Source organism: Paenibacillus sp. P4_A9 (genome assembly GCF_056402415.1).
This window is the reverse complement of record NZ_JBFUHL010000103.1, coordinates 1-11438: the sequence shown is the minus strand read 5'-3', so window position 1 is coordinate 11438 and position 11438 is coordinate 1. Positions and strand designations below refer to the sequence as shown.

13 protein-coding genes are annotated in these 11438 nt (G+C 42.2%); 5 read left to right on the top strand and 8 right to left on the bottom strand.

Annotated features, from left to right (window positions below; genetic code table 11):
• The 4 genes from AC1DVJ_RS28595 to AC1DVJ_RS28580 form a co-directional block, all read right to left on the bottom strand.
• A partial coding sequence (locus tag AC1DVJ_RS28595; RefSeq protein ID WP_477595877.1) for a peptide ABC transporter substrate-binding protein occupies positions 1 to 1590 on the bottom strand: 1590 nt, incomplete at its 3' end.
• Positions 1591 to 1978: 388 nt separating this feature from the next.
• Positions 1979 to 2380, bottom strand: a complete 402-nt coding sequence (locus tag AC1DVJ_RS28590; protein WP_477595875.1) for a DUF3397 domain-containing protein — start codon at positions 2378 to 2380, stop codon at positions 1979 to 1981.
• A gap of 13 nt (positions 2381 to 2393) precedes the next feature.
• A complete protein-coding gene (locus AC1DVJ_RS28585) occupies positions 2394 to 3347 on the bottom strand; it encodes a ketopantoate reductase family protein (RefSeq protein ID WP_477595873.1) in 954 nt (317 codons plus the stop codon).
• 103 nt (positions 3348 to 3450) lie between these two features.
• Positions 3451 to 4104: an RsfA family transcriptional regulator gene (locus AC1DVJ_RS28580; RefSeq protein ID WP_477595871.1), complete on the bottom strand. Its 654-nt coding sequence runs from the start codon at positions 4102 to 4104 to the stop codon at positions 3451 to 3453.
• 388 nt (positions 4105 to 4492) lie between these two features.
• On the opposite strand from AC1DVJ_RS28580, the gene AC1DVJ_RS28575 reads away from it, so the two are divergent.
• Positions 4493 to 4723: a DUF2626 domain-containing protein gene (locus AC1DVJ_RS28575; protein WP_477595869.1), complete on the top strand. Its 231-nt coding sequence runs from the start codon at positions 4493 to 4495 to the stop codon at positions 4721 to 4723.
• A gap of 32 nt (positions 4724 to 4755) precedes the next feature.
• On the opposite strand, the gene AC1DVJ_RS28570 is transcribed toward AC1DVJ_RS28575, so the two are convergent.
• Positions 4756 to 5886 carry a class I SAM-dependent methyltransferase gene (locus tag AC1DVJ_RS28570; RefSeq protein WP_477595867.1) on the bottom strand — a complete coding sequence of 377 codons (1131 nt, stop codon included), beginning with the start codon at positions 5884 to 5886 and terminating at the stop codon, positions 4756 to 4758.
• Positions 5887 to 5976: 90 nt separating this feature from the next.
• Between AC1DVJ_RS28570 and AC1DVJ_RS28565 the strand changes: the two genes are divergently transcribed.
• From AC1DVJ_RS28565 to AC1DVJ_RS28555, 3 genes are all read left to right on the top strand, one after another.
• Positions 5977 to 6945: a hypothetical protein gene (locus AC1DVJ_RS28565; protein WP_477595865.1), complete on the top strand. Its 969-nt coding sequence runs from the start codon at positions 5977 to 5979 to the stop codon at positions 6943 to 6945.
• 102 nt (positions 6946 to 7047) lie between these two features.
• Positions 7048 to 8145, top strand: a complete 1098-nt coding sequence (locus AC1DVJ_RS28560) for a hypothetical protein (protein WP_477595863.1) — start codon at positions 7048 to 7050, stop codon at positions 8143 to 8145.
• A 40-nt stretch (positions 8146 to 8185) separates the two neighbouring features.
• Positions 8186 to 8677: a hypothetical protein gene (locus AC1DVJ_RS28555; RefSeq protein ID WP_477595861.1), complete on the top strand. Its 492-nt coding sequence runs from the start codon at positions 8186 to 8188 to the stop codon at positions 8675 to 8677.
• Positions 8678 to 8836: 159 nt separating this feature from the next.
• Here the strand turns inward: AC1DVJ_RS28555 and AC1DVJ_RS28550 are convergent, their stop codons facing one another.
• Positions 8837 to 10168 (bottom strand): PhoH family protein, encoded by a 1332-nt coding sequence (locus tag AC1DVJ_RS28550; protein WP_056609685.1) that lies wholly within the window; start codon positions 10166 to 10168, stop codon positions 8837 to 8839.
• Positions 10169 to 10281: 113 nt separating this feature from the next.
• On the opposite strand from AC1DVJ_RS28550, the gene AC1DVJ_RS28545 reads away from it, so the two are divergent.
• The gene (locus AC1DVJ_RS28545; RefSeq protein WP_477595858.1) at positions 10282 to 10830 is read left to right on the top strand and encodes a YhcN/YlaJ family sporulation lipoprotein; all 549 of its coding nucleotides are present in this window, start codon (positions 10282 to 10284) and stop codon (positions 10828 to 10830) included.
• 40 nt (positions 10831 to 10870) lie between these two features.
• Here the strand turns inward: AC1DVJ_RS28545 and AC1DVJ_RS28540 are convergent, their stop codons facing one another.
• Both AC1DVJ_RS28540 and AC1DVJ_RS28535 read right to left on the bottom strand, forming a co-directional pair.
• The gene (locus AC1DVJ_RS28540; RefSeq protein WP_477595856.1) at positions 10871 to 11014 is read right to left on the bottom strand and encodes a hypothetical protein; all 144 of its coding nucleotides are present in this window, start codon (positions 11012 to 11014) and stop codon (positions 10871 to 10873) included.
• A 185-nt stretch (positions 11015 to 11199) separates the two neighbouring features.
• Positions 11200 to 11438: hypothetical protein (locus AC1DVJ_RS28535; RefSeq protein ID WP_477595854.1), on the bottom strand; the 239-nt coding region annotated here is incomplete at its 5' end.

The window sequence follows — 11438 nt, the reverse complement described above, 5'->3', positions numbered from 1 at the left end:
GAAGTACAATGGTGCTACACCCTGATCGTCCATAAGAATTTTTTCAGCTTCTACCAAGGATTTCGCACGTTTCGTACCATCTGTTTCTGTTTGAGCGGATTTCACAAGCTTATCGTATTCTGCATTGCTGTAGTCGCCTTCGTCAAACTCGCCGCCAGTTACCCACATATCCAAGAATGTCATTGGATCGTTGTAATCTGCGCCCCATAGGGAAAGAACGATTTCGAAATCTTTTTTGGAGGAAAGCTCGATACGCAATGCGTGAGGAACTGGGTTCGCTTCAGCTGTGTATCCAAGATTTGTTTTCCATTGTGCAAGGATAAACTCAAGTGATTTTTTCGCAGTTTCTGTATCATCCGCGTTCACTTTCATTTTTGGAAGCTCTTTTAATCCTAGCTCTTTCAAACCTTCAGCAAGCAATGTCTTAGCTTTAGCAGCATCAAATTTCGGTTGCGTTTCGCCAGCCGTTTTACGGAAGTCGCCGCCAGCACCGTCAGAAGTACCACCTGGTACTAGACCAGTAGAAGCTACGGATCCATTAGCAAGAACTGTATCTACGTAAGCTTGACGATCGATTGCCATTCCAAGCGCTTGACGGATTTTTTTGTTACCCAAGGCAGGAACTTTTTTCGTTTGATACATCAGGTAGGAGTTCGTCAACTCTGGTTTAGGCAGGTTGTCCGGTTTACCTTTGTACAAAGTCAGTTGATCACGGTTGATTTCTGCCAAATCAGACGCATTTGTTTCATAAAGGTTAAGACCAGTATTTGGATCCTTAACGATATTGACAGTTGCTTTTGTAAGCTTCACATTAGCAGCATCCCAATACTTTTCGTTTTTAACTAGTTCAAGCGTTTGTCCATGATCCCATTTGCTCAAAATGAACGGACCAGCACCGATAACTTTATCAGCTTCAGCGCCATATTTCTCGCCAGCTTTCGTTACGAAATCTTCACGTTGCGGCAAGAAAGTACCGAATGCAAGCATTTGTGTAAAGAACGCGATTGGTTTTTCAAGTGTAATTTGAAGTTGCTTGTCGTTAACAACTTTTACGCCAAGAGCTTCTTGAGCTTTTTTCACATCTTCAGGAGTTTTCGCTTTAGTTACAGCTTCTCCACCTTTAATCCATGCTACTACGAAGCTATATTGCCCTTTTGTAGCTGGATCCAAAGTACGTTTGAAGGAATAAGCGAAGTCTTGAGCTTTCACTGCTACGCCGTCTGACCAAGTCGCATTGTCGCGAATATCGATTGTGTACGTAAGACCATCAGTGGAAATTTTAGGGAAATCTTTTGCAAGACCAGGAGTTGCTTTGCCATCTTTATCAATACGATATAGACCTTCGTTAAATGCGCTAATGAAAGTAAAAGCAGCATTTGCTGTTGCTTTGGAGCTATCCATAACAGGTGGCTCTGCTGAGAAATTGATTTTAATTTCTTGAGGTTTGTTGGAAGCTGGAGCTGCAGTACCTGTTGCTCCACCAGTTGGTGATGTTGTTGGTGTTGTTTCCTCTTTTTTACCGCAACCAACTGCTACGCTACCCATAAGTGTTAATGCTACTGCTGTAGAAACCCATTTTGTCGTTTTCATAAAACTCCTCCTTTAAAATATGTATGTCTAGACATCTATGGTTAGGTGTTTTGTTAGTTTTATTTACATAAACCTTACACCTTTAACCCGGAAATCAATGAAACCGCTTTTTTAATGTTATTTTACATGACTCGTATCTCTGGTAAAAAAAATTACTAGAGTCTACGCAAGGAATTATAACATATCCGAAGAGTTTGTCCACAAATAATTTACCGACGAATAATTAACAGGTAAAAAAATTTACTCTCACGGTTTCTAATTATACAACCAACGGTCAATAAAATCTAGACGATTTTGTTTGTTATTTTCTACAAATCTCAAATAAATATTACAAACATTCACTAAATTATTGCCCAGAACATCCAAAATCAGGTAGATCCACCTCATTCTATGTTGAAAAAAGGTAATTTTTACTGATACGCACAAAAAAGAGCAGTATATATAGAGCAGACAAGCCGACAAAACTAAGTCGCCATACAAGCCTGCCTACTTTAATTAAATTAGTTTGCCCCTTCAAATGGTTTTGATAACCACCAATAATACCAAATGCAATTAATAAGATCAGTACGATCAACCAGAAACCAAATTGCGTATGAAAGAGTTTGTTCCACATCAAAGAAACGGAGCCTAGTAGAAATAATGTTGTCACATCCATAGTAAACCTTGTGGTCATCTTCTTATCTTTTAGAAAGAGAAAAATGAGGAACCACACGAAAACAAACGTAATAAATGGCGCTACGGCCAAAATTGCATATAAGGTAGATAATAGACTTACTAATCCATTTAGCACGCAGCGTCACCTCTTATTTTTCTATTGCTTTAATCATTCTATACACCATACTATGCGCGGGAAGCTCGAGGCCCAATTCATTGGCCATTTTAACCAAGCTGCCATTCAAATAATCAACTTCCGTTTGGCGTGATGCCTCTACATCCTGCAACATGGAGGAATGATTCGTTTGCGTTGCCAGACAAACTTCAACAATGGTATCCCACAGCTCATCCGGAAGCTTAATTCCTTTGGCCACAGCCAAGTGGAGCACCTCTTGATAGAGATCTTGCATGAGTGAGCGTGTCCAATCCGAACGAAGCAATTCACCATTTGGCACACGTAAAATCGCTGTTAGCGGGTTAATGACAACATTAATCGCTAACTTACTCCAGATTCTAACTTCCATATTTTTCGACAAAACCGCACGAAATCCTGCTAACTCCAACATCTGCATGAATAAAATATGTTGACCGTTTTCGGCAAGCTGCTCATCGGATTCTAGAACGCCAATATACGTGATACCATGTCCGGTATGACAGACTGAATTGGGTCCGTTTCGTTTGGCCCCTTCCGTCGTTACCGCAAATAAAAGCTTATCATTACCAAGCGCTTGGCTTAATTTGATTTCATGACCAATTCCGTTTTGAAAGCAGACTAGGTAAGTATGATCAGTCATTTGACTTCGTATATAGTCGATTAGCTCTGACGAAATGGCCGTTTGCTTTACCATCAAGAAGATATAGTCGACATGGTGCGGTCGGGTAACGACGCCTCCACTTGAAACTTCTGGATAGCTGCAGAAAACAATCGGCTTCTCAAGATCAGCCTCTTGCGACTCCATCCCAGCTAACCTAATACCGTACTCCGCCAATTCTTTAGCTTGTTCTACCGATCTCGTTACTACCGTTAATTGCGCACAAAAAGGGGCAAGCTTCGAAGCAAAGAGTAACCCAAGTGAGCCTGCGCCAATCATCATGATATGCATTCTATAACCACCCTTTATACAAGTCCCCACTATTATACAGCAAAAAAGCCACAGACCAAGGCTTCCCTTGATCCGTGACTCTTCATTGTCTCCTGAATAACACTTAATCTACTCTTTCCAAATTACCATTAGCATCCATTTTGAATCGAGGCTTTTCTTCTTCCTCTTCTTCAACAAGGAAAGCCATTTTCCTAGCACGATCCATAATTTGAATAAGCGCTTTATAATCATCATTAACAACACGATAATCGGTTTCAACTTCATTCACTTGCTTATTCAGCTTATTATTCTCTCTGCCAAGTCTATCGAGTTCGTCCTCTTTCTCCTGCAGCTCTTTTTCCAATGATTTAATATGACGATTCATATCCTGGTAGGTGCTGCGCCATTGCCTTAAGAAACGAATGACAGCATCAATAGATAGCGTCTCTTCTGTAAAACCTTCACTTTTGCCTGTTGATGCTTCTGTACTATCAAGTAGACCGATTGAAGAAGAACCGGAAATCGATACAGGAGCATGCTTTTTCAACTGTGTCCGTTTCTGACGCTGTGCTTTGGCGATTTGAATAGCCGCCTCATATTTTTTCCGAACAAAACTATTCCAACGAAACCCACATGCGGCCGCTGTACGCCCAATGCGCTCTCCAACTTCTTCAAACGCAGATAATTGTGTACTTCCTTCTCGGATATGACGCAATGTCAACTCCGCTAAAATTAAGTCGTCTTCATCGCTCCAAGCATCTTGTCTAATTGCCGACATAAGGCCAAACCTCCTAACAAATTATAGGGATCTTTGGTCGGAGAGCAAAGTCTCTCCTTTTCGGGAGCTTCGATTCCTGATCAAAATCTCTCCTATTGCGGATGCATCATAAATAAGAATCAATTAGTCAGACAGGTATCAATTGATTCGTTGCCATTATTACTATTTCTATGCCCGTACTAGAGTTCATAGAATCTATTTGATACTAAATGGTATTGCCAAATTTTTTGACCCTCATACATGGGATTCGTATAAAAAGACATACTACGTCTATATGATGAAATGTTTTCAATTTCKTCACCGTTTGACGGTTTACACCACTTGGATCAAACGGTATAATGTGTTGTAGTTAAAGTGCAACGTGGTACGAGAGGGGGATGTAACGAGAATGGATCGCATGTTTCGGGTTCTATGTTTTTGGACACTTGTTATCGCACTAATGAGCTTAGCTGGCGATATGATACCTATGTCTCTGATTTTCTTTTTTCAAACTGCCGTATTCGTCATTCTAGGCTATATGCGCTTGTCAGAACGTACTTACATATTGTTGTTCTGGGGATATATGATTATCTCCTTCAGCGGATTTACGTACTGGTCATTTTTCAAAATGTCCATCTAACGCAGACGACAAACAAAAAGGTGAATCGGCTATTATGCCGGTTCACCTTTTTTCATGGCAACAAACACCTTAAACAATTCACTCATCCCATCACTTAGAAGCAATTGCCGGATGGAACGGTTCCTTTTGGAAACCTCACTAAAGGGATTCGGATCGAAATGGTTTTGCAGCTTTTCCAAAATGCCCTGCTCAACTAAGAACTGACGCTGCGTTTGCAGCTGACCTGCTTCAAATCCACTGGATTCTGCGGCCGCCTGGCACAAGCTGAAATTGACATGAGCCGTTATGTCCTGTTGCCCTTGATCGATAAAGGGATTATCATGAGCCTCATGCTTACGGTAGCACATCAAAGTTCCTTGCTGACGATGAGAGGCAAATAGTTCACTCGCTACATCTCCATAATCGATTGCGATCACACATCCGCTAAGGATTCGCCGGGAAAGTCGTTCATACCAATCTACTGCCTCTACATTCATTTCCCCCAACTGCCCATCCTGCCATTGAACTTCCAATGAGGTTAGATAGTCTACTATACGTTGGGATTGCAGGGGTACCCAGATCTCTCGGAATTGAGGCTCTTGTTCCTGCCAAATAACATGAGACTCTTGGAACGCTCGATCCTTATATCGAATGCGATGAATCGGGAATGCATCCAACAATTCATTAGCCAGTACATATACATGTTCCTGAGGCGCCTCATTCAACCACGCTGTCTCATCTAAAAAACGAATGTGTTTCTCATGTTCGACAAGCAAATCTTTTTGCAGCTGGCGATGATAGGGGCTCGATTCAATGAGTGTATACGTTAAATGAACATAGACGTGTGGCGCTGCCCTTTTCATTTCATCAAGCAGTTGGAGGGCCATTCGTCCGTTCCCACCCCCCCATTCGACCAATTCAATGTATGTTGGCAAATTGGATTGACACTGAATCTGTTTATGAATGAACGTAGCCACCATTTCACCCATGATGGTTCCAATAGACGAACTGGTATAGAAATCTCCTTGCTTGCCTATCTTTATTTGATCCTTGCGATAATAACCGCCTGGATCCTGGTACAAACAAATCTCCATATAATCTCGAAAGGAGATCATTTGATTTTTCGCGGAATAAATACGTTCTTTCAATGCCGCTATTACACTATTGCTCGCTAGTTGATTCACGAGTGTAAAACCCCCAGTTCTTTACTTAAAGACAAATGAATATGAAACCCTTATAATGATAAAGGATTATGGAAGGAGAGACAGCCCAGCATGACAAAGAAGTGGATTACCCTAACAGCGATAACGGCAATTAGCCTAGTCTCGTTGACAGCCTGTACAGACAACACGAAAGTCAAAGAAGCATTTCAACAATCCCTAAACAAACAATCAGAAATGAAGTCGTATACCTTCGATGGAAGCACGACTCTCGCGATCAGTGATGGTTTAATGAAATCAGCTAACCCGCTTACGAACGGGTTGTTATCTTTGATCAGAGAAAGCTCGATTACTTGGAAGGGTGTTAGCAATGTAGAGCCCCTTCAGTTMCAATCAGATTTTCGAATAACCCCAAAGGGATCTACATCCCCTATCGATTTACCAATTCTCATTAAAGATAGCAAATTGTATTTTAATTTGCCAGCCTTAAATAAGACGGCAGATGAGTATTACGCGATTGATTTACAAAAAATGAGCGGAACGAATACCAGCCCTTTAAACGCTGACACTTTGAAAAATTCCCCTCAAGTTTCTACGGCTCTTAGTAAGTTGATTTTCGAAGGTATCGATGCCAAATGGTATAAGGAAACCAAGGACCCAGTTAAACTGGCCGATGGAACAACAGCTAAATCAATTCAGGTTGATTTGACTACCAAAAATGTGAAAGAAATCAATACACAGTTTCAAGCCAAGCTGCCAGAGTTCATCGGGACTTTACAAACGAATGGTTATATAACAGCTGACAAAGCTGAAGCACTTAAGAAAAATGGGCTTGCTTCTCTTGTGCTCAAAGCACCAGGCAGCATGAAAATTGCGATTGATGATAAAGGCTTTATTCGCGACCAATCCTTGGATATCACATTCACAGTGACGATGGATGGTAAAGCTCTCGACAATCATATTGTACTGAAACAAACTTACGATGCTATTAATCAAGGCGCTCCTTTGACGAAGGAAGTTCCTGCGAAGGTAAAGAGTTTTGATGATATTCTCAAGCTGTTAACTCCCGCGGCTAAAAAATAAGCATGGGAGGTCAAATACTTACCTTTCCCCAAAGGTAAGTATTTTTTTGTGCTTCATTTAATAGAAATATGATAATCTATTCATAGGGGGAGAATACCATCAATGAATTCTAAAAAACTCACAGCTATGCTGTTGTCCATTGTAATGCTAACGCAACTCACATTAACTTCTGGCGGTGCTCTAGCCGAAGAAACGAAGGCATCTCAAGACGAAGCCAAAGAACTGATCCAAAAAGGACTTACTATTTTCGAAATCGATAAAGAGGTTGCTCGTTTAAACGAACAGGATGCCAAAATCGGCGAGCAAATTAAACAGAATGAACAAGATATTGTGAAACAAAATGGCAATGTTGAAACGACCCGAAAGCATGCTGGGAAAGTATTACGAGCCTATTATACGGGAGATCGAGATTCGATTTGGATGCTTCTCTTTGCGGCAAACTCCTTCACCGATGTCTTGCGTATGTTCGAATACTTACAAATGATCATCACCAATGACCATCGTTCACTAACGGCTTTCACGGATTCGTTCGAAAAGCTCAAAAAGCTGCAAACTGTACTAACCAATTCTCGGGCTGAGCTGCAAGTAACCAAAGATAAATTCCTACAGCAGCGTGAAAGGCTCGTTAAGCTTCAAGAAGAGCTGGACAAACAGCTGGCTGTCAGCGCCCAAGCGCAGGTGATAGCGTCCCAAATCAAAAGCTTAAACGACCAATGGAAGCAAGACGGCTTACCTCTGGCAAGGGATTATTTAGACAATTTATCCATGGCCTTCCGCGAACTCCCACAATTTTTGTTGTCGGACAGTAAGTATATTAGCATCACTTCCAAAACACCTGTTGTCAATCTTACGGACACAGATTTTAATTTGTATCTTCACTCAAAGAGCGAGCTTCTGAAAACATTGAATTTTGAATTCAATGAAGGATCTATGGTTGCAACAGGCAAAAAAGGTGACCTACAAATATCCATACAAGGGAACTTTATCCTACTTACTAACGCAGATAATATGAATGAAATCCGATTTGTTGTGGACAATCTGGAATTTAACAGCTTTAAGTTACCCGATACAACGATCGCAGACTTTACAAAGGAATTTTCATTAGGTTTTGTACCTAAAAAATCCGTGAGTTACCTCGATGTCATTAGTGTTGAAACCAAAAAAGGTGTGGCAGTTGTGAAACTCAAATTATCTCTGTAAACTAGTAGGGATAATGAAAATAAAGTGAGGACGAGCAACAATGGAATTCAAGATTGGTCTTATGATGGATCTGCCCGATGGGAAAATACCTGGCTTCTATGCCCAAATTGTTAAGGCTCTTGCCGGCAAAGTCGAGTTATTCGATCGCGATAAAGAAATGCTAATTGTTAGTAATGAAGAGCAGCAACGCGCAGCACTTGAGGTTACGTCACATTTTAACATTGAGACTACGCTCATGGATCTTCGTTTGCTGGGCGCTGAGGCGGAATTGACGGATTTGTTCAGTGATTACGGATTTACTAGCCGCGCTGACTATAACTATTTGTACGATAAAATCGTCATCCCTTTCCGTTTCGCAGCGAACAGTCCAGCAATCGAGGTCGATCAAGCAGCCCTCCAAGTCGAAGAGCATCTCATCGCTCAATACAAGGACGACCAAAATCACGACGTGTATGTCGTTGATCGTCAGCTCGAGGAATTGATGCACGGCATCGCCAAAGCCTATCGCTGCAGCATCGAAATATTGCGCTAAGACAGCCAAAAGCCCACATCGTCTGATGTGGGCTTTTCTCTTTTTACCACATAAGAATTTTAAGTTTCCGTGGCTCGGAAGAACAAATTCTTATTGGCGATAAAAACTACCTTTGAAACGCGGTCGCCAATCCTCGAATTACTTCGATTGAAGTTTTTCTCATAGCAAATCCGCTGCCAGTTGCGCCAGATGAGAGCGTTCGCCGCGCTCTAATGTGATGTGCCCGCTTATGCCTTCCTGTTTAAAGCGCTCTACCACATACGTAAGCCCATTGCTCGATGCATCTAGGTAAGGATGGTCGATTTGATCCGGATCACCCAGGAGAACGATTTTACTGCCCTCACCAACGCGAGATACGATGGTTTTCACTTCGTGCTTCGAGAGGTTCTGTGCTTCATCGATGATAATGAATTGCCCAGGAATCGACCGTCCACGAATATACGTTAACGCCTCTACTTGAATACTACCTAGACCGGCAAGTATTTTTTCAATATCACCCGGCTTTTTGGTATCGAATAAATATTCCAAATTATCATAGATCGGCTGCATCCAAGGACGCAGCTTTTCATCTTTTTCACCAGGCAGGTAACCAATATCCTTGCCCATCGGAACAACTGGACGAGCAATTAACAGTTTCTTGTATTTGCGATCATCCTCGATTTTCATGAGCCCTGCAGCTAATGTAAGCAGCGTCTTACCAGTTCCCGCTTTCCCAGTCAGGGTGACGAGCGGGATGTCGTCATTGAGCAGAAGCTCAAGAGCCATTCGCTGCTGCGCATTTCGCGCGGCAATTCCCCAAATGGGATCATTGCTCATATAAAGCGGCTCAAGCTTTTTGGCATCAGGCGTTACTTTCAGCAACGCTGATTTGGAAGATCCTAGTTCATCACGCAAGATGACAAATTCATGCGGATGCAGCATATAGCTCAAATTCAGTGAAGTAACGGTCAAGAAGCGATACGAGTAAAACTCATCAATGATCGATGGGTGAACGAACAGCGTGATATAGCCGGTATACATATCAGTTTGAGCCACAATCCGATCCGTTAAGTAATCCTGAGCCGGAATACCTAGCACATCCGCTTTGATTCGAACCAATGTATCTTTACTAACGATAACAACGGGTCTAGCCACATCATTTTCTTGTTCTTCCAGATGGTAGTTAAGTGCAACCGCAAGAATGCGATTGTCATTGGTTAATTCAGCAAACGTATCTTGCAGCTTCGCAAAGCTGCGGTGATTAAGCTCCACTTTAATGCTGCCCCCATGCCCAAGGGTAATGCCATCGGATAAATTGCCTTTGGCTCTTAATCCGTCTAGTAACCTTGAGACATGTCTGGCATTGCGACCGATTTCATCCGCATTCCGTTTCTTAGAATCGATTTCTTCCAACACCACGGCGGGTATGACCACTTCATTATCTTCAAATGCGAATAAAGCATTAGGGTCCTGAAGCAGTACATTGGTATCTAACACGTAAATTTTTTTCATTGGTGTGTCCCCTCCCAGATTTGGCGTTAGATCATTGGTTATATTCATACATACAACCTAGCTGTACAGGACAAACTAAACGCGAGATTCAAGGAAAGAAGGGAACGATTCTGGTGAGACTAATATACGTATGCGGACTGATACTGATCCTCGCGGTAGGCTGCAGTCAAGCGCCGAAAAGTGGTGCCCCCTCTCAAGATACGAATCAAAGACAAGTAAAAGTTCAACAAATTGCTCCGCAAAAGCTTGAAATCAAAGATTCTAAGGCGGTTGCAGCGCATTTGGAAAACCTAGCATTGGGTATCCCTCAAGTGGAGAGCGCACATTGCGTCGTCTTCGGCAATACAGCTGTCGTCGGCATTAACATTAAAAAGGAGCTTGATYGCGCCAGAGTCGGAACGGTAAAATATTCAGTCGCCGAGGCACTCAAGAAGGATCCTTACGGTGTCAATGCGATCGTGACAGCAGATATGGATTTAGATCAACGCTTACGCAACATCCGGGATAACATTCAAGCTGGCAGACCCATCACAGGCTTTGCAGAACAAATGGCTGATATTGTAGGTCGTGTTATGCCACAACTGCCCCGTGATATTCGCAATGATCCAGATATTGATAACGCAGGTCCTAATGGGACTAGCCCACAGGTTCCAGCTCGATAAATCGCTGAAGATGACAAAAAGCCTGACTGCATACGCAGATCTAGGCTTTTTTTATCGCATCAAAAACTTGGCCGAGTGAAAAATGGGCGTCTCGGCTCTCACAAGCTTTCGCATATTCAGCTTTAATGATCATGTGGGCGCTATCTATCCATTGCATCGGTGCAGCTGTTAGGTGTTCAGCCATATCGTTTGCGCCTCCTACTAGGTGGTTGAAAACGCTCCTTACACTTACAGTATAGCATAGCGAGTGCCAAGCGTTCCACCATTATGTATCTATTTTCAAACCCAAGAGCACTCCTCTTTTGCCCAGATAACTTAAGTGTACGTTGATTTGTTAAACTTATGTCCTTAATTCACAGCGTTAAACCGCTATTGATTGTTGTAAATGGGGTTTGAGTTAATATCAGCCAACAACTTCTCCGCACTCTCACGATCGAAACAATGCTTATGATATTCCCCTTCGTGATCATAGCCAATCCATATTTTCAATGGATCCTCTACAGGCAGAACCTCAAGATTGCTGACCCCATGATCCTCAACTAAAATAAGTGCGAAAAAATCCATCGTATCTTTAGCTGCTTCATCCTCTGGCCGGGCCTGGGACACTA

What these genes read in the sequence shown, in the direction of transcription:
- AC1DVJ_RS28550 (WP_056609685.1), bottom strand. Translation starts at nt 10,168, where the DNA reads ATGAAAAAAATTTACGTGTTAGATACCAATGTACTGCTTCAGGACCCT.
- AC1DVJ_RS28580 (WP_477595871.1), bottom strand. Translation starts at nt 4,104, where the DNA reads ATGTCGGCAATTAGACAAGATGCTTGGAGCGATGAAGACGACTTAATT.
- AC1DVJ_RS28575 (WP_477595869.1), top strand. Translation starts at nt 4,493, where the DNA reads ATGGATCGCATGTTTCGGGTTCTATGTTTTTGGACACTTGTTATCGCA.
- AC1DVJ_RS28540 (WP_477595856.1), bottom strand. Translation starts at nt 11,014, where the DNA reads ATGGCTGAACACCTAACAGCTGCACCGATGCAATGGATAGATAGCGCC.
- AC1DVJ_RS28560 (WP_477595863.1), top strand. Translation starts at nt 7,048, where the DNA reads ATGAATTCTAAAAAACTCACAGCTATGCTGTTGTCCATTGTAATGCTA.
- AC1DVJ_RS28555 (WP_477595861.1), top strand. Translation starts at nt 8,186, where the DNA reads ATGGAATTCAAGATTGGTCTTATGATGGATCTGCCCGATGGGAAAATA.
- AC1DVJ_RS28585 (WP_477595873.1), bottom strand. Translation starts at nt 3,347, where the DNA reads ATGCATATCATGATGATTGGCGCAGGCTCACTTGGGTTACTCTTTGCT.